26 protein-coding genes and 1 tRNA gene are annotated in these 24,978 nt (G+C 61.5%); 17 read left to right on the forward strand and 10 right to left on the reverse strand.

From position 1 onward, the window contains the following. The 7 genes from HJB91_RS28445 to HJB91_RS28475 all read left to right on the forward strand — a co-directional run. Positions 1-224 (forward strand): aminotransferase class I/II-fold pyridoxal phosphate-dependent enzyme (locus tag HJB91_RS28445; protein ID WP_221147753.1); only part of this gene is annotated, 224 nt, incomplete at its 5' end. Between the two features lie 330 nt (positions 225-554). Continuing rightward, positions 555-1,532, forward strand: coding sequence for a LacI family DNA-binding transcriptional regulator (locus HJB91_RS28450; protein WP_221156647.1), 978 nt, complete (start codon positions 555-557; stop codon positions 1,530-1,532). Positions 1,533-1,586: 54 nt separating this feature from the next. Then, entirely contained in the window at positions 1,587-2,825 is a 1,239-nt protein-coding gene (locus HJB91_RS28455; RefSeq protein WP_210632922.1) for a sugar ABC transporter substrate-binding protein, read from the forward strand. 73 nt (positions 2,826-2,898) lie between these two features. After that, positions 2,899-3,816: a carbohydrate ABC transporter permease gene (locus HJB91_RS28460; protein ID WP_210632921.1), complete on the forward strand. Its 918-nt coding sequence runs from the start codon at positions 2,899-2,901 to the stop codon at positions 3,814-3,816. Beyond that, entirely contained in the window at positions 3,813-4,676 is an 864-nt protein-coding gene (locus HJB91_RS28465; protein ID WP_210632920.1) for a carbohydrate ABC transporter permease, read from the forward strand. The genes HJB91_RS28460 and HJB91_RS28465 overlap by 4 nt, the downstream gene beginning before the upstream one ends. A 135-nt stretch (positions 4,677-4,811) precedes the next feature. After that, positions 4,812-6,734 (forward strand): glycoside hydrolase family 127 protein, encoded by a 1,923-nt coding sequence (locus tag HJB91_RS28470; RefSeq protein WP_210632919.1) that lies wholly within the window; start codon positions 4,812-4,814, stop codon positions 6,732-6,734. Between the two features lie 11 nt (positions 6,735-6,745). Beyond that, the gene (locus tag HJB91_RS28475) at positions 6,746-7,831 is read left to right on the forward strand and encodes an ABC transporter ATP-binding protein (protein ID WP_221156623.1); all 1,086 of its coding nucleotides are present in this window, start codon (positions 6,746-6,748) and stop codon (positions 7,829-7,831) included. 18 nt (positions 7,832-7,849) lie between these two features. Here the strand turns inward: HJB91_RS28475 and dxr are convergent, their stop codons facing one another. Next, positions 7,850-9,040, reverse strand: a complete 1,191-nt coding sequence (gene dxr / locus HJB91_RS28480) for a 1-deoxy-D-xylulose-5-phosphate reductoisomerase (protein ID WP_221147757.1) — start codon at positions 9,038-9,040, stop codon at positions 7,850-7,852. Between the two features lie 377 nt (positions 9,041-9,417). Between dxr and HJB91_RS28485 the strand changes: the two genes are divergently transcribed. Together HJB91_RS28485 and HJB91_RS28490 are read left to right on the forward strand one after the other, a co-directional pair. Further along, on the forward strand, positions 9,418-10,068 hold the full coding sequence (locus HJB91_RS28485; RefSeq protein ID WP_210632916.1) for a hypothetical protein: 651 nt from the start codon (positions 9,418-9,420) through the stop codon (positions 10,066-10,068). 60 nt (positions 10,069-10,128) lie between these two features. Beyond that, on the forward strand, positions 10,129-10,419 hold the full coding sequence (locus HJB91_RS28490) for a BON domain-containing protein (RefSeq protein ID WP_221147758.1): 291 nt from the start codon (positions 10,129-10,131) through the stop codon (positions 10,417-10,419). 335 nt (positions 10,420-10,754) lie between these two features. Here the strand turns inward: HJB91_RS28490 and HJB91_RS28495 are convergent, their stop codons facing one another. Next, the gene (locus HJB91_RS28495; protein ID WP_221156625.1) at positions 10,755-11,012 is read right to left on the reverse strand and encodes a hypothetical protein; all 258 of its coding nucleotides are present in this window, start codon (positions 11,010-11,012) and stop codon (positions 10,755-10,757) included. Between the two features lie 146 nt (positions 11,013-11,158). Here HJB91_RS28495 and HJB91_RS28500 point away from each other — a divergent pair, with 146 nt between their 5' ends. Further along, the gene (locus HJB91_RS28500; RefSeq protein ID WP_221147759.1) at positions 11,159-11,683 is read left to right on the forward strand and encodes a DUF2937 family protein; all 525 of its coding nucleotides are present in this window, start codon (positions 11,159-11,161) and stop codon (positions 11,681-11,683) included. Between the two features lie 92 nt (positions 11,684-11,775). On the opposite strand, the gene HJB91_RS28505 is transcribed toward HJB91_RS28500, so the two are convergent. Both HJB91_RS28505 and HJB91_RS28510 read right to left on the reverse strand, forming a co-directional pair. Then, a tRNA-Arg gene (locus HJB91_RS28505) sits at positions 11,776-11,852 on the reverse strand. Positions 11,853-11,906: 54 nt separating this feature from the next. Continuing rightward, positions 11,907-13,070: a M20 aminoacylase family protein gene (locus HJB91_RS28510; RefSeq protein ID WP_221156627.1), complete on the reverse strand. Its 1,164-nt coding sequence runs from the start codon at positions 13,068-13,070 to the stop codon at positions 11,907-11,909. 157 nt (positions 13,071-13,227) lie between these two features. Between HJB91_RS28510 and HJB91_RS28515 the strand changes: the two genes are divergently transcribed. Together HJB91_RS28515 and HJB91_RS28520 are read left to right on the forward strand one after the other, a co-directional pair. Further along, positions 13,228-14,361 carry a D-alanyl-D-alanine carboxypeptidase family protein gene (locus HJB91_RS28515; RefSeq protein WP_210632910.1) on the forward strand — a complete coding sequence of 378 codons (1,134 nt, stop codon included), beginning with the start codon at positions 13,228-13,230 and terminating at the stop codon, positions 14,359-14,361. A 28-nt stretch (positions 14,362-14,389) separates the two neighbouring features. Further along, complete coding sequence (locus tag HJB91_RS28520) at positions 14,390-15,565, forward strand: GTP-binding protein (RefSeq protein WP_221156629.1); 1,176 nt, start codon at positions 14,390-14,392, stop codon at positions 15,563-15,565. 60 nt (positions 15,566-15,625) lie between these two features. On the opposite strand, the gene HJB91_RS28525 is transcribed toward HJB91_RS28520, so the two are convergent. From HJB91_RS28525 to HJB91_RS28545, 5 genes are all read right to left on the reverse strand, one after another. Next, the gene (locus HJB91_RS28525) at positions 15,626-15,850 is read right to left on the reverse strand and encodes a sulfurtransferase TusA family protein (RefSeq protein WP_210632908.1); all 225 of its coding nucleotides are present in this window, start codon (positions 15,848-15,850) and stop codon (positions 15,626-15,628) included. A 5-nt stretch (positions 15,851-15,855) separates the two neighbouring features. Then, a complete protein-coding gene (locus tag HJB91_RS28530; protein ID WP_210632907.1) occupies positions 15,856-17,088 on the reverse strand; it encodes a murein L,D-transpeptidase family protein in 1,233 nt (410 codons plus the stop codon). A 196-nt stretch (positions 17,089-17,284) separates the two neighbouring features. Continuing rightward, on the reverse strand, positions 17,285-18,238 hold the full coding sequence (locus HJB91_RS28535; RefSeq protein WP_210632906.1) for an acetyl-CoA carboxylase carboxyltransferase subunit alpha: 954 nt from the start codon (positions 18,236-18,238) through the stop codon (positions 17,285-17,287). A 63-nt stretch (positions 18,239-18,301) separates the two neighbouring features. After that, the gene (gene xerD / locus HJB91_RS28540; protein ID WP_210632905.1) at positions 18,302-19,255 is read right to left on the reverse strand and encodes a site-specific tyrosine recombinase XerD; all 954 of its coding nucleotides are present in this window, start codon (positions 19,253-19,255) and stop codon (positions 18,302-18,304) included. Positions 19,256-19,260: 5 nt separating this feature from the next. Further along, positions 19,261-19,437, reverse strand: a complete 177-nt coding sequence (locus HJB91_RS28545; RefSeq protein WP_221156631.1) for a hypothetical protein — start codon at positions 19,435-19,437, stop codon at positions 19,261-19,263. 148 nt (positions 19,438-19,585) lie between these two features. On the opposite strand from HJB91_RS28545, the gene HJB91_RS28550 reads away from it, so the two are divergent. Genes HJB91_RS28550 through HJB91_RS28560 form a run of 3 tightly spaced genes read left to right on the forward strand, consistent with a single transcriptional unit; the run spans position 19,586 to position 22,613 of the window. Beyond that, positions 19,586-20,173 carry a shikimate kinase gene (locus HJB91_RS28550; protein ID WP_221156632.1) on the forward strand — a complete coding sequence of 196 codons (588 nt, stop codon included), beginning with the start codon at positions 19,586-19,588 and terminating at the stop codon, positions 20,171-20,173. Then, positions 20,170-21,303, forward strand: coding sequence for a 3-dehydroquinate synthase (gene aroB, locus HJB91_RS28555; protein WP_221156634.1), 1,134 nt, complete (start codon positions 20,170-20,172; stop codon positions 21,301-21,303). The genes HJB91_RS28550 and aroB overlap by 4 nt, the downstream gene beginning before the upstream one ends. Beyond that, on the forward strand, positions 21,300-22,613 hold the full coding sequence (locus tag HJB91_RS28560) for an HlyC/CorC family transporter (protein WP_259669976.1): 1,314 nt from the start codon (positions 21,300-21,302) through the stop codon (positions 22,611-22,613). The genes aroB and HJB91_RS28560 overlap by 4 nt, the downstream gene beginning before the upstream one ends. A gap of 47 nt (positions 22,614-22,660) precedes the next feature. On the opposite strand, the gene HJB91_RS28565 is transcribed toward HJB91_RS28560, so the two are convergent. Further along, positions 22,661-22,945, reverse strand: a complete 285-nt coding sequence (locus HJB91_RS28565; protein ID WP_210632900.1) for a BolA family transcriptional regulator — start codon at positions 22,943-22,945, stop codon at positions 22,661-22,663. Between the two features lie 102 nt (positions 22,946-23,047). Between HJB91_RS28565 and HJB91_RS28570 the strand changes: the two genes are divergently transcribed. Together HJB91_RS28570 and cobS are read left to right on the forward strand one after the other, a co-directional pair. Next, entirely contained in the window at positions 23,048-23,665 is a 618-nt protein-coding gene (locus HJB91_RS28570) for a J domain-containing protein (protein WP_210632899.1), read from the forward strand. A 309-nt stretch (positions 23,666-23,974) separates the two neighbouring features. Beyond that, positions 23,975-24,967: a cobaltochelatase subunit CobS gene (cobS, locus tag HJB91_RS28575; RefSeq protein WP_210632898.1), complete on the forward strand. Its 993-nt coding sequence runs from the start codon at positions 23,975-23,977 to the stop codon at positions 24,965-24,967. The last annotated feature ends 11 nt before the right edge of the window (positions 24,968-24,978 follow it).

The raw sequence follows: 24,978 nt of genomic DNA on the forward strand, positions 1-24,978 counted from the left end.
CGGTGATGGTCGGCGATGCCGCCAAGTGCAAGTGGATCTCCGACCTGCTGCTCGACAATTGCGGCGTCTATGTCCAGCCGATCAACTATCCCACCGTGCCGAAGAAGACCGAGCGGCTGCGCATCACTCCGACACCGCTGCATTCCGACGCCGATATCGCCCATCTGGTCGACGCCCTGCATTCGCTTTGGTCGCGCTGCGCGCTGGCAAGGCACGTCGCCTGATCTAACGATCGCCTGGGTTCTCACGCGACGAATCAGAACCTCCCATCGGAGGTTCTGACGCCGATTGTTGTTCGTACTCATTAGCTGGATAAGATTATCAGCGCTGCCCTCTAGGGGCGAATGACGCAATGCGGTCCCATGGATTCGCATCGGCCGTTTCCACGCCTTCCTTCCTGCGATCCACGCCTCACTGCTCCGTCTCTCGAAATGCATGAGAAAACCTTTTCTCACTTGACAGAGGGATTGGTAAAAGCTTTTCTCAAACCAATTCAGAAGGAGGAAGGCCTGAACATATCGGGAGGAAAAAGGGGCAGGATCACCATCCATGAGGTGGCGTCGGCTGCCGGCGTGAGCATCTCGACGGCGTCGAAGGCGCTCAACGACACCGGTCGGATGGGAGCGGAAACACGCGAGCGGGTGAAGCGGATCGCCGGCGAAATCGGATATCGGCCGAATGCGCTGGCGAGAGGTCTTCTCAGCAAACGCAGTTTCACCATCGGGCTGCTGACGAACGACACTTACGGCCGTTTCACGCTGCCTGTGATGGCGGGCATTTCTGACGCTCTCGTCGATCATGGCGTTTCAGTTTTCCTGTGCGCCATCGAAGACGATCCGGCGCTCGCCCAGATCCATGTCGACGCGATGCTGGACAAGCAGGTCGACGGAATCATTGCAACCGGCAAGCGGCTGGACAGGCGTCTGCCTGTCGACCTGTCGAATTTGCATGTGCCTGTCGTCTACGCCTTCACGGAGGGGACGCAGAACAGCGTTACGTTTCGTTCGGATGATGAACAGGGTGCGAGGCTGGCGGTGGAATGGCTCGCGACGATCGGGCGGCGGCGGATTGCCCATATCACCGGGCCGGAAGAGTTCTTTTCGGTGCGGGAGCGGGCCGGCGCCTATCATCAGGTAGCGGGCCACCGCGAGCCGGTGCTCTATGGCGTTTGGTCGGAAAGCTGGGGCCATGAGGCGGTCGAACAGCTCTGGAAGAGGCCGGGAGAAAAACCGGATGCGCTCTTCTGCGGCAACGACCAGATCGCCCGGGGTGCGGTGGATGCGCTGCGCGAGCGCGGCGTCAAGGTGCCGCAGGACGTCTCGGTGATCGGCTTCGACAATTGGGAGATTGTCGCGGCCCAGACGCGGCCGCCGCTGACGACGGTGGATATGGAGTTGAAGGAGTTGGGGCGGCAGGCCGGATTGACGGTGCTGGCGCTTGCGGAAGGACGGCCTGTCGAGCCGGGAGTGAGGAAGTTGCCCTGCCGGCTCGTCGTCCGGCGGTCATGCGGAGGTAGGACCCCCGAGGAATGATAATCAGGGAAATGAACAAGGCGCGAGGAGATGCGCCATATTGGGAGGAGTGTCATGATCAAGCGTCTATTGGCGGCGACCGGCATCGCTACCTTGTGCCTGGTGTCGGCTGCATCGGCTGCCGAGAACGTCGAAATGTGGGTCCGATCGGGGATTGGCGATGCCTTTAAGAAGGTCGTCGAAGCCTATAATTCCAGCCATGAGAACAAGGTCGTGATGACCGAAGTGCCGTTCTCCGAGCTGGTGCAGAAATATGCGACGGCAATCGCCGGCGGACAGGCGCCAGATGCCCTGTCGATGGACCTCATCTACAATCCTGCCTTTGCCGCGGCCGGACAGCTGGAAGACCTGACGGATTGGGCGAAGTCGCTTCCCTATTTCAACTCGCTTTCGCCGTCGCATGTCCGCCTCGGCACCTATCAGGACAAGATTTACGGGCTGCCGCTTTCCGTCGAAACATCGGTCTTCGCCTGGAACAAGGATCTCTACAAGAAGGCCGGTCTCGACCCGGAAAAGGCGCCTGATAACTGGGACGAAATCACCGCCAATGGGGAGAAGATCCGGGCTCTCGGTGACGATACCTACGGCTTCTATTTCTCCGGCGGCGGCTGTGGCGGCTGCATGATCTTCACCTTCACCCCGCTCACCTGGGGTGCCGGCGCCGATATCCTGTCGGCCGACGGCAAGAAAGCGACGCTCGATACGCCTCAGATGCGCAAGGCCGTCGATATTTACCGCAACATGGTCAAGAAGGACCTGGTGCCGGCGGGTGCGGCCAGCGACAACGGTACGAACTTCCTGACCTTCACCAATGGCAAGATCGGCCAGCAAAGCCTCGGTGCCTTCGCTATCGGCACACTGGTGACCCAGCATCCCGAGATCAATTTCGGCGTGACCCTCATTCCCGGCGTCGACGGCAAGCCGTCGTCCTTTGCCGGCGGCGACAACTTCGTCATTACCAAGGGCACGAAGAAGATCGACGCGGTGAAGGAGTTCCTTGAATATATCTATTCGATGGACGGCCAGAAGATCATGGCGAAATATGGCAGCCTACCGACACGCGGCGACATCGCCGACAAGGTGCTTGAGGGCCTCGACCCGCGAATGCAAGTCGGCCTCAAGGCGATCAGTGTCGCCAAGACCCCTTATACGCTGCAGTTCAACGACCTCATCAACAGCGCCAATGGTCCGTGGGCAAGCTTCACCAACGCGGCGATCTTCGGCGACGACGTCGACGGTGCGTTCTCCAGCGCCCAGTCGGAAATGCAGTCGATCATCGATAGCGGCCAATAACTCTCCCAAGGCCGCGGCCGGGGAGCGGTGGCAGCTTCCCGGCCAATTTCCATAGACAGATGCGGAGCGATTGATGACCGGTTCCGGTTCAGAGACCCTATTGCCTCGGCGCAAGCGTCGGCGCAGATCCAACTGGCGCGGCCTTGCCTACATCGCGCCGGCGATGGCGCTGGTCATCGTCTTCTTCGTCATGCCGGTTCTCTTCACGGGGTGGATGAGCCTTCATAACTGGCCGCTGATGGGAGCGTCGCGCTGGATCGGCTTCAACAATTATTTCCGCATGTTCAACGATACTCGTTTCATGGCGGCACTGAATTTCACCGCCTATTACACCGTGATCGTCACCATCGCGATCTTCGCCATCGCCTTTCCGCTGGCCATCTTCGTCGAGAGGGATAGGCAGTTCGTCAGCGCCTACCGCACGATCATCTTCCTGCCTGTTGTGGTCGGCCTTGCCACAGCCTCGCTGCTCTGGGTCTGGCTTGCCAATGTCGATAGCGGTTTCATCGGCCCGGCCTTGAAGGCACTCGGTCTTCTGGAAAAGAGCCCCAATCTGCTTGCGACCTTCGACACAGCCTTCCTGACTGTTGTGGTGATGGTCGTCTGGAAGATCGCCGGCTTCACCATGATCATTCTGCTGACCGGGCTGCAGGCCATTCCGTCCGAGCTGACGGAGGCAGCCCGCATCGACGGCGCCGGCCGCTGGCAACGTTTCCGGCATCTGACGCTGCCGCTGATGCGTAAGACGATCGCGCTGGCGTTGATCGTCTCGGTCACCGGCTCGATCCTCGCCTTCGACCAGTTCTACATCATGACGGCCGGTGGACCGCAGAACAAGATGATCTCGGTGGTCTATTACATCTTCAACCAGTCCTTCGTTTCGTTCAATCTCGGTTACGGCGCAGCGCTTTCGATCGCGCTTCTCGCCATCCTGGTCGCCATCAGCATCGTGCAGCTCTGGCTGCTTCGCGTCGGGGAGGAGCGTCCATGACGACGTCAAGGCAACGCCGCGCCCGCAAGGCCATCCGTACGAAATCGGCCTATCATCTCACCGGCATCGCCATCTCGATCTTTTTCCTGGCGCCCTTCGCGATCACGCTGCTCGCCTCCTTCCGGCCGGGTACCGAAGCCAGCCTGCCGCCCTTGCCGCCGTGGCCGACATCCGGCGTCAGCTTCGATGCCTATGCGCTGCTCGATACGTTCGGGGCCGGCATCTGGCAGCACATGATCAATTCGCTGTTCGTTTCGGTGGCGACCGTCGTGCTGACCGTCGTCGTCAGCCTGCTCGCCGGCTACGGTTTCTCGCGTTACCGGTTTCCGATGAAGAATGCACTCTTTGTGCTGATCATCGCCACGCTGATGATCCCGTTCCAGTCGATCCTGACGCCGCTCTTCATCATCCTGGCAAAACTCGGCCTCAACAATTCGCTGCTCGGGCTGACGCTCGTCTATGTGACGCTGCAGCTGCCCTTCTCCGTCTTCATGATGCGCAACGCCTTTGACGCCGTGCCGAAGGAGATCGAAGAGGCCGCCCGCATCGACGGCGCCCGCGACCTCAGGCTGCTGGCGCGCGTTCTGTTGCCGCTGGTACTTCCAGGCGTCGCGACGGTGGCGATCTTTGCCTTCCTCAATGCGTGGAACGAGTTTCTCGCCGCGCTCGTGCTGCTTTCCAGCAATGAGAAATACACCCTGCCGGTGCTGATGACGGCGGTCCGCGCCGGGCGGCTCGGCGCCATCAACTGGGGAGCGGTGCAGGCCGGTGTCGTCGTCATGACGATCCCCTGCCTGATCGTCTTCCTGCTCCTGCAACGCTACTACATGCGCGGGCTGATGGCCGGCGCGGTGAAATGACCTCGAACAGGATGATTTAAGGCCGGGTCGGTCCTTAAATTCGAATCCTGTTCTAAATTAGAGAGTTAGAGCATGATGTCGTCCGGAAAAACCGCTCACACTTTTCGGCATCATGCTCTAGGGAAAGTGGAGCCCATGACCAAGTCAAGCAACGACCGCCAGTTTCGCCCCGTCGCCGTTCCCGATGTCGAGCTCGGCGGCTTCTGGGGCAAGTGGCAGGATGCCGTCTGCAATTCGACCGCCGAGACCCTGCTCGACCGCTGCGTCGAAGCCGGGATGTTGAAGGCGATCGACGTCAGCCAGCCGAGCCCGGGCGTCGTCATTCCCATCCAGCCCTGGGGCGGGACGACGCAGATGTTCTGGGATTCCGACCTCGGCAAGTCGATCGAGACGATCGCCTATTCGCTTTATCGCCGGCCGAACCCGAAGCTCGAGGCGCGGGCCGACGAGATCATCGACATGTATGAAAGGATGCAGGACAAGGACGGCTATCTGAACGCCTGGTTCCAGCGCGTCGAGCCATCCCGCCGCTGGACCAACCTGCGGGACCATCACGAGCTCTATTGCGCCGGCCATCTCATGGAAGCCGCGGTCGCCTATTATCAGGCGACCGGCAAGCGCAAGCTGCTCGATATCATGTGCCGCTACGCCGATTACATGATCAAGGTTTTCGGTCATGGCGAGGGGCAGATACCAGGCTATTGCGGCCATGAGGAAGTCGAGCTGGCATTGGTCAAACTTGCCCGCGTGACCGGCGAGAAGAAATATCTCGACCTCTCGAAATTCTTCATCGACGAACGCGGCACCGAGCCGCACTTCTTCACGGCCGAGGCTGCTCGCGATGGCCGCAGCGCTGCCGACTTCCATCAGAAGACCTATGAATATGGCCAGGCGCACCTGCCGGTACGCCAACAGACGAAGGTCGTCGGCCATGCTGTGCGCGCCATGTATCTCTATTCCGGCATGGCCGATATCGCCACCGAATACAAGGACGACAGCCTGACGACGGCGCTGGAAACGCTCTGGGACGATCTGACCACCAAGCAGATGTACATCACCGGGGGCATCGGCCCGGCCGCGTCCAATGAAGGCTTCACCGATTATTACGACCTGCCCAATGATACAGCTTATGCGGAAACCTGCGCCTCTGTCGGTCTGGTCTTCTGGGCAAGCCGCATGCTCGGGCGCGGGCCGGACCGGCGCTATGCCGACGTCATGGAGCAGGCGCTCTATAACGGCGCGCTGCCGGGTCTTTCCACAGACGGCAAGACCTTCTTCTATGACAACCCGCTGGAAAGTGCCGGCAAGCACCACCGCTGGAAATGGCACCATTGCCCCTGCTGCCCGCCGAACATCGCCCGTCTGGTGACGTCGATCGGCTCATACATGTATGCAGTTGCCGATGATGAGATCGCCGTGCATCTCTACGGCGAAAGCACCGCCCGGCTGAAGCTTGCCAACGGCGCCGAGGTGGAGTTGGAACAGGCTACCAACTATCCGTGGGACGGCGCCGTCGCCTTCACTGCCAGGCTGAGAAAGCCGGCCCGGTTTGCGCTGTCGCTGCGCATTCCGGACTGGGCGGAGGGCGCAACCCTCAGCGTCAACGCGGCGATGCTCGACCTCGGTGCCCATGTCCGCGATGGATATGCGCGGATCGACCGCGAATGGGCGGACGGTGATAAGGTGGCCCTCTACCTGCCGCTGGCGCTTCGCCCGCAATATGCCAATCCGAAAGTGCGCCAGGATGCCGGCCGCGTCGCCTTGATGCGCGGTCCGCTCGTCTATTGCGTGGAAACAACGGACAATGGCAAAGATCTCAACGCCATCGTTCTGCCCCGCGAACTCCCGGCTGCCGAAACCGTCGTGCTGAAGGACCTCAATGATGCCGTCGCCCTCGATCTCAAGGTCGAGCGTGAGGAAACATCGAATTGGGGCAATTCGCTCTACCGCAAGGCGCCGGCCGAAAGGCGGGTCGCCACCGCACGCTTCGTGCCCTATCATCTCTGGGACAACCGCGCGCCTGGAGAGATGCTTGTCTGGGTCCAGGCGGACAAGTAGGTCGTTTGGGGATGACGAACGGTATGGGCAACAAGAGCGTCGTCCTTCAGGACGTGCGAAAGAGCTATGGCAATCTGCAGGTGGTGCACGGCATAGACCTGACGATCGAGGAGGGCGAATTCGTCGTTTTCGTCGGTCCGTCCGGCTGCGGAAAATCGACGTTGCTTCGCATGATCGCTGGCTTGGAGGATGTGACCGATGGGGAGATCGAGATCAAGGGACGGCTCGTCACCGATCTCGATCCATCCGAGCGCGGCATCGCCATGGTGTTTCAATCCTACGCGCTCTATCCGCATATGAGCGTGCGCGAGAACCTCGCCTTCGGACTGAAGATGGCGCGCACCAGTCCCGCCGAGATCGAGATGCGCGTCAAGGCAGCCTCGGCGATCCTGAAGATCGACCATCTGCTCGACCGGCGCCCCGGCCAGCTTTCCGGCGGCCAGCGCCAGCGTGTGGCGATCGGCCGGGCGATCGTGCGCGAGCCGGATGTTTTCCTGTTCGACGAACCACTCTCCAATCTCGATGCGGAACTGCGTGTTTCCATGCGCATCGAGATCGCCCGCCTTCATCGCGAGCTCGGCAACACGATGATCTATGTCACGCATGACCAGACCGAGGCGATGACGCTCGCCGACAAGATCGTCGTGCTGCGCGACGGCCGCGTCGAGCAGGCCGGAACACCGCGGGAAATCTACGAAAATCCTTCGAATACATTCGTGGCGGGCTTCATCGGCTCGCCGAGGATGAATCTCCTGAATGCCCGATGGAGCGAAGACGGTCTGGTCGACGTTGCCGGCGGGCGCGTCGAAAGTGGCCTGCTGCCGAAAGAAAGGCCGGCCGGTGCAGCCGTGACGCTCGGTCTGCGGCCGGAGCATCTGAAGGTGGCGCCTGAGCTCACTGGCAGCCTGACGGCAAGGGTCGATTTTTCGGAATATCTCGGCGGAACGCAGTATCTCTACTGCCAGCTCAGCGATGGCCAGTCGCTCACCGTCGAGCACCGGTCGCCGACCAGCATTGCGGCCGGCGAAGAGGTCAGCCTGCAGTTCGAGCCGTCGAATTGCCGATTGTTCGATGAGGGCGGTAATCGGCTGCGATAGCTGTAGCCGCCCGGCCCCTCACCCGACGAGATCGAGTTTCATCAGCGCCGCCGCTCGCTGCCGGGCTTGCCGGTCGGCGTTGAAAACGTCGTCCATGCCGGCAGCCGGCGGCAGGCCGGCCAGGTCGTCCATGACCCTTTCGGTGACTTCGGCCATGGCGAGGAAGGAGAGGCGCCCATCGATGAAGGCCTCCAGCGCCACTTCCTTGGCGCCGTTCAGCACCGCGCCCTGAACGCCGCCGCGCGTCATCGCAAGACGCGCCAGCCGCAAGGCGGGGAACCGCACCTCATCCGGCGCCTCGAAATCAAGTCTCGCGAGCCTGGCGAAATCCAGCCGCTCGACCGGCAGGTTCGGCCGGCGCGGAAAAGACAGCGCATAGCCGATGGCGGTGCGCATGTCAGGTGCGCCGAGCTGGGCCAGCACCGAGCCGTCGGTATAACCGACCATGGAATGAATGATCGACTGCGGATGGAAGATCACCTCGATCTGCTCGGGCCTCAGCCCGAACAGATGGCGGGCCTCGATCATCTCCAGCGCCTTGTTGAACATCGAGGCGCTGTCGATCGAGATCTTCAAGCCCATCGACCAGTTCGGATGGGCGCGGGCGGTTTCCACCGTCACATCGGCCATCTCCTTCAAGGAGGCGGTACGGAAGGGGCCGCCCGAGGCGGTCAGGATGACACGCTCGACGGCATGGCGCTGGTTTTCTTCCAGCACCTGGAAAATCGCATTGTGCTCGCTGTCGACGGGAAGCAGCCTGCCGCCGCCGGCGCGGATCGCCCCGATGAAGAGATCGCCGGCCGAGACCAGACATTCCTTGTTGGCAAGGGCGATATCGGCGCCACGGCGTGCGGCTGCAAGCGTCGGCGCCAGACCTGCGGTGCCGACGATTGCGGCCATCACCCAGTCGGCTTCGCGGTCGGCTGCTTCCATGAGGCCGGATTTGCCCGACGCCACCGCGATGCCGCTGCCGGAAAGTTCGCTCTTCAGCGCTTCATAATGCCGGTCGTTTGCGGTCACCGCCAACCGCGCGCCGAAGGATCTGGCCTGCCGGGCGAGCAGCTGGACATTGCCGTTGCCTGTCAGAACGGAAATTTCGAAGTTCTCCCGCCCGCCCAGATGTTCGACAACATTGAGGGTATTACGGCCGATCGACCCGGTCGAGCCGAAGATGCTGAGGCGCCGCGGCGCGGTTTTGCCGGTCATCATTTGGAATTTCGCGAAAAATGTCTCTCGTGGGCTCAGGCTCTACTAGGGTTTGGAGGGTGCGGCAAGTGTGCGGTGCAGCAGATATCAGCCCTGTACGGGTTTACAGAGCGGCAGCGGGATGGGATCCTTATGACATTCCTGAAGGGATGTGATTCCCCTGCGGCCTCTCGTCGGCGCATGGGTAATCGGGGCGCTGCGGCGGCTATTGAAAAACGGGCACTTGGCTGCCCTCGGCTTTTTCGGCCAACATTAAATCGAGGATGACATCGGGATGAACGGCTTGGCCGTGCTGCCCGTTCGCGTTCGCTGCGAGCACTTTGGTGCGGTATCGTGCCATTCGATGAGCCGGCACGTGTCAGGGCAAACGATCGGATCACATGACGATATTCAGAATAGCCATCATTCTTCTTGCCACCGTGCCTTCGCTGAGCGTGGCTGCAAAGGCGGACGACCTGCTGATCTGGTCGCCTGCCAAAGTGTCGGATCGATCGTACAAGGCGACAATGGGTTTTCGTCTGCCGGCGGAATGGGAAACGAGCGCTGGTGCCGACGTCGCATTGGCAGCGACAAAAGCCGGTGCGCCGCTGCCCGATTCCGAACAGGCCATGCTCTGGGGCAGGATCACCAAGACGAGCGTCACGCCGGCAGGCCAATCGCAGCAGGGGGCCAGGGTCAGCGTCGATACGCTGCGCGGCAGCGGCGCGCTGACACTCAGCCGCTCGCGCAGCTGGATTCTCTCGGATTCGCTCGACATGCAATCGAGCCGCTCCGTCAGCGTCCGTTACGATCCGGTCGACGCCAGGGAGACTTCGGTGACGGCGTCACAGGCGCTGAAGCTGATCCATCCCTGGACTGGAACCTCGCTTTCGGCCGGCGCGGGCGTCAGCAATGCGAGCGGCGACTTCTCGAGCACGGTGGCGGTCAACCAGGCGATCCTGCCGAACCTCAACCTCGATGCCTCGGTCAGCAATCCGTTTTCTCCCGATGAGGCCGGCAGCGTCAATCTCCGTTATCGCGTCAGCTGGTAACGCAGGAAACCAAACGAGGCCGATGGCGTTTCTTCTTCAGGTCTTTCGGAGGAACGGAATATGGTTTTCAAAGAGCCGACATTTCACGGGCTTGCGCCCGAAGTGGAAGCGGAGATCGCCAATCGCGCATCTCTCGAGGCCGCCGTCGCCAATGCTTTGGCAATTGCCGGCGGCATCGATGCGTCGGATGTGGAAGTGACGATGGAGGAAGATCAGGTCGTGTTGACAGGCACCGTCGGTACTGTCGGGGAGATCGAGCGGGCAACCGCCGTCGCCAGGGCAGTCGAAGGCGTGACTGCGGTGCAGAACCGAATCCTGCTCGGCGGGTCTGCTGTGGGAGAGCCGCACTGACATTGTCGAAACTTGCCCGCGCTTGCGAGCGCCGGCCTTGCCGACGCTATCACGGCGTTACGCCGGCTTGGCCGGTTAACCGGCGAATCGCTCGACGAGGAGCCGGCCGAGCGATCGGTCTTCGCTGTTGTCACCGGTCCCTGCGGGTGATAGGCGATGGCGAGCAGCAGAGCGCTGACGGCGACATAGGCGATTGCCAAAAGAGTCATCTTGATACGCATGATGAGTTCTCCCGTTTTCGCGATAAACGCGGCCGATGTTGCGAAGTTCCTCTTGGCGAAATCAAAGGAAAAGCCCGACCCCAATGCCCGGGCTTTTCATGCATAGACACTGCCTTATCGGCAGATCTGGGTCTCCTTGATGATCGTATGGCCGTGACGGCGGATTCTTTCCGTCTTGGTGAAGCAATCCTCGGAGACGCGGCGCATCATGTGATGGCGGTAGTAGGGGCGGTAGCGATAATAGGGCCCTTCCGAATCGCTATAATAAGGACGCGGGTTATCCGTGGTGATAGTGACACTTGCCGCCTGGGACGGCATGGCGGAAAGGACGGACGCTGCAGCGAGCGTGCAAGCAAGAATGAGCTGTTTCATGACGAGCCTCTCTTTCTGAGTTGGTCATAGTTTCAACTCGCCGGAAGCGCCGCCGGTTCAATCACATAGCGTTACCGATTGTGTCGAAGGCAGAAACCTTTGCGGCCGCGGATCGTTAGCGCAGGGAACAGCCGGAGGCCACGATCGTGGGACAGATTGCAAGGATCATCGCCATTGCCGCCGGACTTGCCGGCGGCACGGTCTTTTCGCAGGCGCCGGAATTTGCGCAGCAATATCGCCAGCGGATCGGCGGGGCGATCGATGAACTGCGTATCATCGTCGAGGACTTCAACCGCCAAGCCGCTCAGCACCATCTCGACCGCCGGCAGGCGCTGAACGCCTATGCCCAATCCTCCGACGATTTCCTGCGCGACCGCGGCGTCTCGATGCAGAGCACGATTACCCGTTACGAAGCACTGCAGTCGCAGCAACTGAAACTCGGCACCGCCGCCCCGGTCGCCAAGCCCTTCGTGCTGCTGAGGAATGCGGATGATGTGGTTTTCGCCAATACCTGGCGCGACTTCGTGCCTGGAGTGCCGATGAGCTTTGCCGGCCTCGTCTGGGGCGTAATCGGTTTTGCCGGCGGATGGGTGGTGGCGGCGCTGCCGGGGCTAGGGGCACGGCGGATCATAAGGAGACGAGGAGCCTATCGTCAGGTACCGCGAGCTTAATACGGGGCAAAGCCGTTCGGCGGTGATCTACAAGACGAGATCAGTCATTCCACCCATTCCCGCAGTGGCCATATGGCTCAGCGCTTGAAAAATGGTGATCCCGGCGCGATTCGAACGCGCGACCCCCAGATTAGGAATCTGGTGCTCTATCCTGCTGAGCTACGGGACCACTTGGATGCCATGCATACAAAAGGCTTGGCGCGAAGCCAAGCCTTAATTCTTGTCAAAGGCCGAGGCGTTGTTCGGCGAGACGGACCCAGTAGGAGATGCCGTGGGCTATGGCTTCGTCGTTGAAGTCGTAGGCCGGGTTGTGGAGGCCGGCGCTGTCGCCGTTGCCGATGAAGATGAAGGCGCCAGGGCGGGCGTTCAGCATATAGGAAAAATCCTCGCCGCCCATCATCGGATCGATTTCGGCATTGACGTTCGCCTCACCGGCAATGGCGCTGGCGATGGCGACGGCATGCTCGGTCTCATCGGGATGGTTGATGGTGACGGGGTAGTTGCGATTGAAGCTGATCTCGGCCTCGGCGCCATGGGCTGCGACCAGGCCTTCGATAATCTGCCGGAAGCGCGTTTCGGCAAGTGTGCGCATGTCGGCGTCCAGCGTGCGGACTGTGCCGGCGAAGGTCGCGTCATTGGGGATGACGTTATGGGCAAAACCGGCATTGAACTTGGTCACCGAGACGACGACCGAGCTGATCGGATCGGCGGTGCGCGAGGCGATCATCTGCAGGTTGGCGACGATCTGGGCGGCGATGGCGATCGGGTCGATCGTCCGGTGCGGCTGGGCGGCGTGGCCGCCGCGGCCCTTGATGGTGACGGTGAATTCGTCGGTCGCCGCCATGATGGCGCCCTTGCGGATCGCAAACTGTCCCACAGGCAGGCCCGGCAGGTTGTGCATGCCGTAGACCTCTTCGATTTCGAAGCGCTCCATCATGCCATCCTTGACCATCAGATTGCCGCCGCCGCCGCCTTCTTCGGCGGGCTGGAAGATGACGGCGACATTGCCGTTGAAATTGCGGGTTTCGGCGAGATATTTCGCGGCGCCGAGCAACATGGCGGTATGGCCGTCATGGCCGCAGGCATGCATCTTGCCGGGTGTCTTCGAGGCCCAGGGCTTGCCGGTAACTTCGGTCAGCGGCAGGGCATCCATGTCGGCGCGCAGGCCGATCGTGCGGCGGCCTGCGCCGTTGCCTTTGATCAGGCCGACGACCCCGGTGCGGCCGATGCCGGTGACGATCTCGTCGACCCCGAATTCCTTGAGTTTTTCAGCGACGAAAGCGGCCGTGTTTTCCACTGCGAAAAGAAGCTCGGGCCGGGCGTGGATATGGCGGCGCCATTCGGCGACTTCGTCCTGCAATTCCGCGGCTCTGTTCAAAATCGGCATATTGGCGTTCCTGTTATCAAATCCCGACAATCACTCGTCGCTTCAAAAGGGCGTGAGGCCCATGCAAATACTTCGTCAATGACCTTTGCCATGTCATAGCCATATAGGCTAGATAGATGAAGGTTGCGAGATTTTCCGGACATCTGAAGGACGAACCGTGTCGACGAGCCACTTCCGTTTGTTTGCCGCCATGCGGCCGTTTCGTTTCATGATTGCCGCGACTGCCGCTTTTGTCGCCTCGGTTTCGCTCGTTCAGGCCAATCCGCATATTCTCGTCGACGTGCAGACAGGCCGCGTACTCGAACACGAAGAAGCCTTCCGCAAGTGGTATCCGGCCTCGCTCACCAAGCTGATGACCGTCTATACCGTCTTCGATGCGATCCGCGCCGGTCAAATCAGCCTCGATACGCCCATCGTCATGAGCAAACGCGCCGCCGCCCAACCGGCCGCCAAGATGTATTTCAAGCCGGGCCAGAAGCTGACGCTCGACAGTGCCTTGAAGATCCTGATGGTGAAGTCAGCCAACGACATTGCGGTTGCGGTCGCAGAAGCCATTGGCGGTACGCAGGAAGGTTTCGTGACCCGGATGAACGGCGAGGCACTGAAGCTCGGCATGACGGATTCGCACTTCGTCAATCCGAACGGTCTGCCCGGCAAAGGCCAGTACACCACGGCGCGCGACCTTGCGGTGCTGACGGTGGCGCTGCGCCGCGAGTTTCCGCAATATGCCAGCTATTTCGCGCTTGAAGGATTCACCACCGGCCAGCAGAACGTCCCGAACCTCAACATGCTGATCGGCCGTTTCGCTGGCGCCGACGGCATGAAGACCGGTTTCATCTGCGCCTCGGGCTTCAACCAGATTGGTTCGGCGACGCGCAACGGCCGCACGCTAGTTTCCGTCGTGCTCGGCACGGACAGTCTCGCGGCGCGTGCCGATGCGACGGCGAACCTGTTGCAGAAGGGCTTTACGACGCAGTTTCCCGGCAGCGACACGCTCGGTTCGTTGAAGCCCTACGGGCCGGGACAAGACCAAGTGACCGACATCACCGCCGATATCTGCAGCGCCAAGGGCGCCAAGATACGCAGCGAAACGCGCGACGAGGTCGGCCGCATGAAGGTGCACTCGCCCTATATTCTGGAAATGGACCACGACCCGCAATTCGTCTTCGCCGGGCTCATTCCGGGGCAGGACCCGCAGCCGCCGCAGCAGCCGGAAAAGGTGGCGACCGGCGATACGGCTGGCGGCATCGCCAACGTGCCGGTGCCGTTGCCGCGCCCGACCGCGTTCTAAGACAAGATGGCTCCAAGGTAAGGCAGATATGAGCGCGTTCAACGACAGGATTCCGGTCACCATTTTGACCGGCTTTCTCGGCGCCGGCAAATCGACGCTGCTGAACCGTATCCTCAAAGACCCCGACATGAAGGACGCGGCTGTCATCATCAATGAGTTCGGTGATGTCGGCATCGACCATCTGCTGGTCGAAAGTTCCGGCGATTCGATCATCGAATTGTCCGATGGCTGTCTCTGCTGCACCGTGCGCGGTGAGCTTGTCGATACACTGGCGAACCTGATGGACGCCGTGCAGACGGGCCGCGTCAAGCCGGTGAAGCGCGTCGTCATCGAAACGACCGGCCTTGCCGATCCGGCGCCCGTCATGCAGGCGATCATGGGCAATCCGGTCATTGCCACAAATTTCGAACTCGACGGCGTCGTGACGGTCGTCGATGCGGTCAACGGACTGCAGACGCTCGACAATCACGAGGAAGCACGCAAGCAGGCGGCCGTCGCAGACCGGCTGATCGTCTCGAAGACATCGATGGCCGGCGCAACGGCGGAGCTGGAACAGCGCTTGCGGACGCTCAATCCGCGCGCGGCGATGATGGATGCCGACGGCGCCGAGGCCGGCAGCGCCGCCGTGTTGGTGAACGGGCTCTATGATCCGGCGACGAAGATCGCCGATGTCGGCCGCTGGCTGCGGGATGAGGATGCGCATGAGGCGCATCACCACGCTCACGGCCACGGTCAGGCTCACGATGGCGATCACCGTCACCACCACCATGGCCGCCGCCATGATCACGGCCATGCGGGTCAGGATCCGCACGACGTCAATCGTCACGATGCTTCTATCCGGTCTTTCTCCATCGTCGAAGAGAGGCCGATCGATCCAATAGCGCTCGAAATGTTCGTCGATCTCTTGCGCTCGGCTCATGGCGAAAAGCTGCTGCGGATGAAGGCGATCGTCTCCGTCTCCGACCGGCCGGAACGGCCGTTGGTGCTGCACGGCGTCCAGAGTATCTTCCACCCGCCGGTGCGGCTGCCGGCGTGGCCGGATCCGCAAGACCGGCGCACCCGTATGGTGCTGATCACCAAGGACCTGTCTGAGGCCTTCGTGAAGGATCTCTTTGACGCCTTCCTCGGTAAGCCGCGGATCGACACACCGGATCGTCAGGCGCTGTCCGACAATCCACTCGCCATTCCGGGTTTGCGAATCTAATAGCGCGCCGCGTCGTTCCTATCGCGTCCGATTCTCAGGCCGATGCGCTGGCGACATGTTTTACCGCTTGCGGATCAGGAAGCGATGACCGCTCTCAGTCTTTTCCGTCTCGATCAGGTCGTGGCCGTCCTCATTGCAGAAATGCGGCATGTCGATCACCGCCAGCGGATCGCTGGTGTCGACGAGGATGAGCGTGCCGCTTGCCAGGGCGGCAAGCTTCTTGCGTGTCTTCATCACGGGCAATGGGCATTTCAGGCCGCGAAGATCATAGAGAACGGGGTTCAAGCCGTTCAGTTCCGCGCCCAGAATTTCCAGAACGGCTTCTTTGCCGCGGCTTCTGCCGTCTCCTGCGGTTCGGGCGCGGGCGCGGCATAAGCGAGCGGATTTTGCATCGGCACCGGCACGACCGCAGGTGTCGCGGCGGCGACGCTCGTTGCCTGCGGCTGGGCCGGCGTTGCGGGTGTGGCGCCGGCCGCGGAGTTGGCGGTGAGGCTCTGCGTCGTGCGCTTGGCCATCAGCTCTTCGAGTTCGGCGACCTTGACCATGCGGCCGGCTTCGAGCGAGGTGCCAGTCGGGGCATAAGCCAGTTCTCGGCCCTTGCGCGTCTTGGCGACCACGGCTTTGCGCTCGGCTTCGGACGGGTCGTACCAGGCCATGCCGTCATATTTGCTCATCGCCTTGGCATATTCGGCGTCATAGGTCTTGCCGTAGGAGGCAAGGGCTGCTGTCAGTGCCGGCGGCGTCGACATGGCAGGGCATTTGCCGGCGGCATTGAAGGCCCCGCCATCGGTTGCCTGCTGGTTGAAGACGTATTTCTTCTCGCAGACATTGACCTCGGGCGGGCGCTTCGTCACTTCGAAATTGTCGTAGCCGACCTTCAGCATCTTCCAGAAGTCATTGTTCGGGTCGAGACGATGCTTGACCATGTTTTCCGCCGTCATGCGGAACGGAAACGCCTGCAGCTGCACCGTCGACTGGCCGCCCTTGAAAGCGTCGCGGGCAAAGGCGTAGATCTCCAGCACCTGCTGGTCGGTCATCGAATAGCAGCCCGAGGACGAGCAGGCGCCATGGATCATCAGATCGGAGCCGGTGCGGCCGTTCACCGCGTCGTAGCGGTTCGGGAAGCCGGTGTTGATCGCCAGATAATATTTGGAATTCGGGTTCAGGTTGGCGCGTGTCAGCTCGTAGAAGCCTTCCGGCGCCTGCCGGTCGCCGGTCTTGACCTTCGGACCGAGGCGGCCGGACCAGGCGCAGATCTTGTAATCGGCGATCTTGTCGAAACGGTTGTCGGTCTTCGCTTTCCAGATCTCCATTGCACCTTCTTCCTTGAAGATGCGGATCATGATGGGCGAATTGCGGTCCATGCCCTTGGCGGCCATGGCGTTGAGGATATGGGGAGGAAGCGGCTGCTCGACCTTGTTCTTGACCTTGGAGAGATCGACCTGCGCGGTTTCCAACGCGTCATTGCAGCCGGTGAGAGCCAGCGCCATGAGGGAAACATAGGCAAAATGACGTATGCGCATCCAAACTAGCCCATAAAGATAGTGCGACCCGGTCCGCCTATGGAGTTCGGGCATTGGAAGGAATCATAGGCGGCTTATACTTTATAAAACCTTACCAGCCTATGACGTGCCTCGAACATCCCCGCAAGCGCGAATGCTACAGATAATATCAATGTGGCCAAGATTTGGCCCCAATCGCTGAAAAGCGCAACTTGTCTTAGAGGTTGCGCCCCATATTGAGGAATTTCTGACGCCGCTCATTGCGCAGCTGTTCGCCGGAACGCGATGCCATTTCGCCGAGCGCATTGGCAATCACGTCGCCGGTTGCGGCGATGACGCTGTCGGGGTCGCGATGGGCGCCGCCGAGCGGCTCGGAAATGATGCCGTCGATGACGCCGAGCGATTTCAGGTCTTCGGCGGTGATCTTCATGTTGGTGGCCGCTTCTCGGGCGCGGGTCGAATCGCGCCAGAGGATGGAGGCCGCCCCTTCCGGCGAAATGACGCTGTAGATCGAATGCTCGAGCATATAGACCCTGTTGCCGGTGGCAATCGCGATCGCGCCGCCCGAGCCGCCCTCGCCGATGACGACGGAAACGAGGGGAACCTTGACGCCGAGACACATTTCCGTCGAACGGGCGATCGCCTCGGCCTGGCCGCGCTCCTCGGCGCCGACACCGGGATAGGCGCCGGCCGTATCCACCAGCGAAATCACAGGCAGGCCGAAACGGTCGGCCATTTCAAGAATGCGGATCGCCTTGCGGTAGCCTTCAGGGCGTGGGCTGCCGAAATTGTGCTTCAGGCGCGTCTTGGTGTCGTTGCCCTTTTCCTGGCCGATGACGGCGACGGGCTGGCCGCGAAAGCGGGCGAGGCCCGCCTGGATGGCGGCGTCCTCGGAAAACTTGCGGTCGCCGGCAAGCGGGGTGAATTCCTGAAACAGCGTCTTGGCGTAATCGATGAAATGCGGGCGCTGCGGGTGGCGGGCGACCTGCGTCTTCTGCCAGGCATTGAGCTTGGAATAGATTTCGACGATCGCCTCGCGGACGCGAACCTCCAGCCTTCCGATTTCATCGGTGGTGTCGATGCTCTCGTCTTCCGTTGCGAGCTTCTTCAGCTCGATGATCTTGCCTTCGAGGTCGGAGATCGGCTTTTCGAAGTCGAGATAATTGTGCATGAGGTGCGTTTCCGTTCCTTGTGCCGCGGGGCGTTTTCCTGGCTCCGCCCCTTGTCGCCGGTCCTATTCGTGCTTTTTCGCCTGTTTGGCAAGGGGGTGATGCGTCTGGACGAGCTGCTGCAGCCGCTCTTCGAGGACATGTGTGTAGATCTGTGTGGTCGAAATGTCCGAATGGCCGAGGAGTTCCTGCACGACACGCAGATCGGCTCCGTTGGCAAGCAGGTGGCTGGCAAAGGCGTGGCGCATGACGTGCGGCGAGATCAGCGACGGCGTCAGGCCGGCGCGGATCGCCAGGTTCTTGAGGTCGCGTGCGAAGACCTGGCGCGGCAGATATCCCTCCTTGGAGGCGGCTGGAAACAGCCAGGCGCTTTCCAGCGGCTCCTTCGCCGCGGCGGTTTCGGCCGCCAGCAGGCGCCCATACGACTTCAGGGCTGCGATCGCCGAATGCGACAGCGGCACCAGCCGCTCCTTGTTGCCCTTGCCGCGGATCATCAGGAAGCGGCCCTCCTGGTCGAGCACGCGGGCGGGAAGCGAGACGAGTTCGCTGACGCGCATGCCGGTGGCATAGAGCAGCTCCAGCAGCGCCAGCATTCGCAGGCGCTGCAACTGGCCGGGGGCCGGATCGTCGGCCTCGGCCTGCGCTTGGGACAGCAGGCGGCCGACCTCCTCGACCCCCATCGTCTTCGGCAGCGGACGCCCCTTCTTCGGCGCGTCGAGAACACCGGTGGGGTCGTCGGTCCGCAGGCCCTCGGCATAGAGGAACTTGTAGAATTGCCGCATGGCGGCAAGCCGGCGTGCCTGCGAGGAGGGCTTGAAGCCCTGGCGCGCCAGCGAGGCGAGATAGGCGGCCAGGTCGGTCGAGGCGGCTTCGGTCAACCTTATGCTGCGGCCATTCAGGAAAGCGCTGACATCGTCGAGGTCGCGCTGGTAGGATTGCAGGGTGTTGGCGGCAGCGCCGCGTTCGGCGCTCATCATTTCCAGGAAGGATTCCACGTGGACGCGGCTTAGATCCATCATCTCACTCACTTCCCTGTCGTGTTGATCGTGCCCGTCGCCGGCGGGTTGACCCGCTCGGAGGGAATACGGATCGTCACGTCGCGCTGCTGCGGCTCGACGAAGGTCACGAGCGCCCACATCGCTCCGTAAACCGCCCCGGCGAGGATCGCGCAGAAGAACAGGAAACGGAACAGGGTCGGCATCCGGCAACTCCTTCATGCTCTGCTTCTGTTATAAGAAGCGTATTCGCAAGTGCAAGAAGCGCTATTCAAGCCATGATTCCCTTGTCCGCGACTTGACGCTCCACCTGCATTTGTCGATACGGTTTGCAAACAAAGTGTGAATGGACCGATGAGTGAACCGCTGCTGACCGTTGCTGACAGCCTGAAAGACAGAGCTCGCGCTGCGCTCGGTTCACGCAATCTGGTCCTCGTCGGGCTGATGGGCGCCGGCAAATCCTCCGTCGGGCGCATCGTCGCCAGCCAACTCGGCATTCCCTTCATCGACAGCGATCATGAAATCGAGCGGGTGTCGCGCATGACGATCGCCGAACTTTTCGCAGCCTATGGCGAAGAAGAGTTCCGGGCGTTGGAAACGCGGGTGATGAAACGGCTCCTCAAGGGTGGACCACGTGTCGTCTCCACCGGCGGCGGCGCCTTCATCAACGACCGCACGCGCAGGCATATCAAGAAGTGCGGCCTTTCGATCTGGCTGAAGGCGGACCTCGACGTGCTTTGGGAGCGGGTCAACAAGCGTGACACGCGGCCACTGCTCAAGACCGAAAATCCGAAGCAGACCCTCGAAAACCTGATGAACGCGCGTTATCCGATCTATGCGCAGGCAGATCTCACCGTACTCTCGCGTGATGTGCGCAAGGAAATCATGGCAGACGAGGTGCTGAAGGCCGTGGTCGAACAGAAAGAAAGTGCAGCATCATGAATGCGATAAGCTCCACCTCATCAGACCAGACGGTGCATGTGCCGCTCGGCGAGCGCGCATATGACATCCTGATCGGGCCGGGGCTGATTGGGCGGGCCGGCGCCGAGATCGCCTCGCGTCTCAAGGCCCGCAAGGCGGCGATCATCACCGACGGGAATGTCGCACCGCTCTATCTCGAGACCCTCGCCGCGAGCCTGAATGCGGCAGGTATTGTCTCGGCCGAGGTCGTGGTGCCGGCCGGCGAAAAGACGAAGAGCTTCGAACACCTCATCGATGTCTGCGACAAGGTGCTCGAAGCCCGCGTCGAGCGCAACGACTGCGTGATCGCGCTCGGCGGCGGTGTGATCGGTGATCTCTCTGGCTTTGCGGCCGGCATCGTCCGCCGCGGCGTGCGCTTCGTGCAGGTGCCGACTTCGCTGCTGGCGCAGGTCGATTCCTCCGTCGGCGGCAAGACCGGCATCAATTCCCCTCGCCATGGCAAGAATCTGATCGGCGTCTTCCATCAGCCGGACCTGGTTCTGGCCGATACGGAGGTGCTGAATACACTGAGCGAGCGAGAATTCCGCGCAGGTTACGCCGAGATCGCAAAGTATGGGCTGATCGACAAACCGGATTTTTTCGCCTGGCTGGAAGCGAACTGGAAGTCGGTGTTTACAGGCGGCTCCGCCCGCATTGAGGCAATCGCTGCCAGCTGCCAGGCGAAAGCCGATGTCGTCGTTGCCGACGAGCGGGAGACCGGCCAGCGGGCGCTGCTCAATCTCGGCCATACGTTCGGCCATGCGCTGGAAGCGGCGACCGCCTATGACAGCCGCCGCCTCGTGCACGGTGAAGGCGTGTCGATCGGCATGGTGCTGGCGCATGAGTTTTCCGCACGAATGAATCTTGCGAGTCCCGACGATGCACGGCGCGTCGAGCGGCATCTGAAGGAGGTCGGCTTGCCGACTACCATGGCCGAAATTCCTGGCGAGCTGCCGCCGGCGGAATCGCTGATGGAGGCGATCGCACAGGACAAGAAGGTCAAGAGCGGCAAGCTCACCTTCATCCTGACGCGCGGTATCGGCCAGTCCTTCGTCGCCGACGATGTTCCGGCATCCGAAGTGCTCAGTTTTCTCAGGGAAAAACATCCTTGACGACGATCGAAGGCGTTCTGACATTTGTCGTGGCCTATTGGCCGGAGATCCTTTCGATCATGGCGCTCGTACTGATGTCCGCCTTCTGTTCCGGCACGGAGACTGCGCTCACCGCCGTTTCGCGCAGCCGTATCCACACGCTTGAGGTCAACGGCGACGAACGCGCCGGCCTCGTCCGTCAGCTGATCGAACGGCGCGACCGGCTGATCGGTACGCTGCTGATCGGCAACAATCTTGCCAACATCCTCTCCTCCTCGATCGCCACCAGCCTCTTCCTCGGGCTGTTCGGCAGTTCGGGCGTGGCGCTGGCGACGCTCGCCATGACCATCATCCTCGTCATCTTCGCCGAAGTGCTGCCGAAGAGCTGGGCGATCTCGGCGCCGGAACGCTTCGCGCTTGCCGTCGCATTTCCCACGAGACTCTTCGTCGCCATCGTCGGCCCGGTGTCCTCCTTCGTCAACGCGCTTGTGCGGCGGATCCTGGCGCTGTTCGGCATCAATCTTTCGCGGGAAGTTTCGATGCTGACGGCGCATGAGGAGCTGCGCGGCGCCGTCGATCTCCTGCACCGCGAGGGATCGGTAGTGAAGGCCGACCGCGACCGCCTCGGCGGCGTGCTTGACCTCAGCCAGCTGGAACTCTCCGACATCATGGTCCATCGCACCAAGATGCGGGCGATCAATGCCGACGATCCGCCGGAAGCGGTGGTGCGCGCCATTCTCGAAAGCCCCTATACGCGCATGCCGCTGTGGCGCGGCACGATCGACAACATCGTCGGCGTCGTCCACGCCAAGGATCTCTTGCGGGCGCTTGCCGAACCGCACATGGAGCCGCAGAATCTCGATATCGTGAAGATCGCGCAGAAGCCCTGGTTCGTGCCGGACAGCACCAATCTCGAGGACCAGCTCAACGCCTTCCTGCGGCGCAAGCAGCATTTCGCCGTCGTCGTCGACGAATATGGCGAGGTTCAGGGCATCGTCACGCTGGAGGATATTCTCGAGGAAATCGTCGGCGACATTTCCGACGAGCACGATATCGAGATGCAGGGCGTGCGCCAGGAGGCGGACGGCTCGGTCGTCGTCGATGGCAGTGTGCCGATCCGCGATCTCAACCGCGCGCTCGACTGGAACCTGCCCGACGAGGAGGCGACGACCATCGCCGGCCTCGTCATCCATGAATCGATGACCATCCCGGAAGAGCGTCAGGCCTTCACCTTCTACGGCAAACGTTTCGTCGTCATGAAGCGGGAGAAAAACCGCATCACCAAGCTGCGCATCCGCCCCGCGCAGGAAGCCGATACGAAACCGGTGTGATCCGGTTGGATTGCCTGCGCCTTATACCCATATAGGCTGCTGGGCCGCTACCAGCGGGTGGGTTCACCCGGTGCCGCCGGTTCGACGGCCAGCGCGTGCAGGCCGGCATCGAGCTCCGGTTTCAACAGGTCGGTGATCGCCCGGTGGCGCGCCAGGCGGGAGAGGCCGGCAAATTTTGCCGAAACGATCCTCACCCGCATGTGGGTTTCGCCGGTGCCTGTGATGTCAGGCTGGTGGCCGGCATGCAGATGGCTTTCGTCGATGACGCTCAAGCGTTCGGGTGCGAAGGCTTCGACAAGTTTTTCTTCGATGCGGGATCGCAGGGTCATCATCCGGTCTTGCTGCTTCGCGAAAAGGGTTCCCACCAAGCCAGCAACATTCCCATTTGTCAATTCTTGTTGTCGCCTCGCGACAGCCTCATAATTAGCGCCGCCATGAGACTTGATTCCAAATATTTCGATCGCATCCGCACACGCCGCAAACGCGAGCAGGAGGCAGAGCAGGCGCCGCCTACCTGCCAGTGGGACGGCTGCGACAAAAAAGGCTCGCATCGCGCTCCGGTAGGGCGCAATGCGGAAGGCCAGTTCTTTTTGTTCTGCTTCGAGCACGTCAAGGAATACAACAAGGGCTACAATTATTTCTCCGGCCTTTCGGACGGCGAGATCGCGCGCTACCAGAAAGAGGCGATCACCGGCCATCGGCCGACATGGACCGTCGGCGTCAACAAGGCGGCGAAGGACAGTCCGCTGCATTCCGAGGTACGCTCCGGCGCCTATACACGCGTTCGCGATCCCTTCGGCTTCGTCAAGGAAGGCGGCAAGGGCAACGGCCCGCGCTTTCCCCAGGCACGCAAGCTGAAATCGCTCGAAAGCAAAGCCTTCGACACGATGGGTCTGCATGCCAACGCGACGTCGGCAGAGATCAAGAGCCGCTACAAGGAGCTGGTCAAGAAGCACCATCCGGATGCCAATGGCGGTGACCGCGGCTCGGAAGAGCGCTTCCGCGCTGTCATCCAGGCCTATCAATTGTTGAAGCAGAACGGTTTTTGTTAATTCCCGTCCTTGCTCTTGGGCTTCAATCGGGTATGGTCCAAATCGGCTGAGGCCGCAGGCAAACGCGGCTCCTATCTGCGTGTTTTCCCGACATCGCCTCGGCCGACCTTCCGGACGCGGCGTTTCTTGTCCGGGACTCTTTCAAGAATGCTCGCACGCGGTCATCATCCCGCCGAGGTTTCGTTTCAGTCCCGGAGAAGTATCGCCGACGTTCCGACCTGGACGGGCGCGGAATAAAATCGCGGCGTCACGGTTGCGACATGGCCTGAGACAGTTTGGCCGGGTGGCTTCACCCGCCTTGGAGACATGATGAGCAAGATCGACCTCGATATTTCAGAACTGCCCGACACCACCGTTTCGGTCCGCGAGACCTTCGGCATCGATTCCGACATCCGCGTTCCCGCCTACAGCAAGGGTGACGCCTATGTGCCGGATCTCGATCCCGACTACCTGTTCGACCGCGAGACGACGCTCGCCATTCTCGCAGGCTTCGCGCATAACCGTCGCGTGATGATCTCCGGCTACCACGGCACGGGCAAATCCTCGCATATCGAACAGGTGGCGGCGCGCATCAACTGGCCTTGCGTGCGCATCAACCTCGACAGCCATGTCAGCCGTATCGATCTGGTCGGCAAGGACGCGATCGTCGTCAAGGACGGGCTGCAGGTCACGGAGTTCAAGGACGGCATCCTGCCCTGGGCCTATCAGCACAATGTCGCGCTCGTCTTCGACGAATATGATGCCGGCCGTCCCGACGTGATGTTCGTCATCCAGCGCGTGCTGGAATCGTCCGGCCGCCTGACGCTGCTCGACCAGAGTCGCGTCATCCGGCCGCACCCCGCTTTCCGCCTGTTTGCCACTGCCAATACGATCGGCCTCGGTGACACCACAGGCCTCTATCACGGCACGCAGCAGATCAACCAGGCGCAGATGGACCGCTGGTCGATCGTGACGACGTTGAACTACCTGCCGCATGATCACGAAGTGAACATCGTCGCCGCCAAGGTGAAGAGCTTCGGCAAGGACAGGGAAGGGCGCGATATCGTCTCGAAGATGGTTCGCGTTGCCGATCTCACGCGCGCCGCCTTCATGAACGGCGATCTTTCGACCGTCATGAGCCCGCGCACGGTCATCACCTGGGCCGAGAATGCCGAAATCTTTGGCGACCTCGCCTTTGCCTTCCGCGTCACCTTCCTTAACAAGTGCGACGAGCTGGAGCGCCCGCTGGTCGCCGAGCACTATCAGCGCGCCTTCGGCGTGGAGCTGAAGGAAAGCGCCGCCAACATCGTCCTCGGAGCCTGAGGCCCGACCGA

Origin of the sequence: Rhizobium sp. NLR10b (assembly GCF_019685435.1) — a bacterium.
Classification (GTDB): Bacteria; Pseudomonadota; Alphaproteobacteria; order Rhizobiales; family Rhizobiaceae; genus Rhizobium.